Origin of the sequence: Bartonella sp. AA1HLJMS (assembly GCF_042197445.1) — a bacterium.
In the GTDB taxonomy this organism is placed as follows: domain Bacteria; phylum Pseudomonadota; class Alphaproteobacteria; order Rhizobiales; family Rhizobiaceae; genus Bartonella.
The window spans coordinates 1-672 of sequence record NZ_JBHIRW010000284.1; the positions used below are offsets into that span (position 1 = coordinate 1).

Genomic DNA, 672 nt, shown 5'->3' on the forward strand with positions numbered 1-672 from the left:
GCGTAAATGGACATGTTTATTAAACTGCGTGTATGCAACATGAGAAAGAATGAATAAACTAAAAAAAAGTACCAAAAAACGATATCTAAATACCAAAATACAGTATAACTATTTGGAAAAATTAAAACGACAAGTGCTAAACTTATTAGCTTTAAAAGTCTGTGCAAATACTGTTGTAAATCACGTGTTAATGTCTTCCAACCTGTTGTATCATCATCTTTATATTTTGGATTGTTCTGCAACTCAAAAGGAATATGAGAATTGCATAAAATTACAAAAATATTTGTTATTATTATCAAACCAAAAGATGCAAATATCAAAATACCTTGGATAAAATAGGGATTTTTTTTAATTTCTAAAAAGCATAAAAATATAAAAATTATAATACCAAACAAGGCTCTTAGCTGCTTATCTGTAAACATATTTATTTCCTGCGGTTTTTGATAATTTTTTGATCTCTTTATTGATCTCATCTATGAGAGGTTCGTAATTGAGAACGCTTTTCGGAATACCACCCCCATAAATCCACGCTTTCACTTGAGCCTTGGTACTGTAATCAACTTTCTCAGGTATCTCATGATACTGACCACCGTCAAATTCTTCATATTCTCTTGTACCATCATCATATTCGTAAAGATTGTAAAAATACTCTGCTACCCCTAATCCCCATGG

2 protein-coding genes are annotated in these 672 nt (G+C 30.7%); both read right to left on the reverse strand.

The window, feature by feature from the left end; translation table 11 throughout:
- On the reverse strand, positions 1-422 hold a 422-nt coding region (locus ACFIQE_RS11230), incomplete at its 3' end, for a hypothetical protein (protein WP_375707783.1).
- Positions 409-672 (reverse strand): hypothetical protein (locus tag ACFIQE_RS11235; protein ID WP_375707784.1); only part of this gene is annotated, 264 nt, incomplete at its 5' end. The genes ACFIQE_RS11230 and ACFIQE_RS11235, both read right to left, overlap by 14 nt.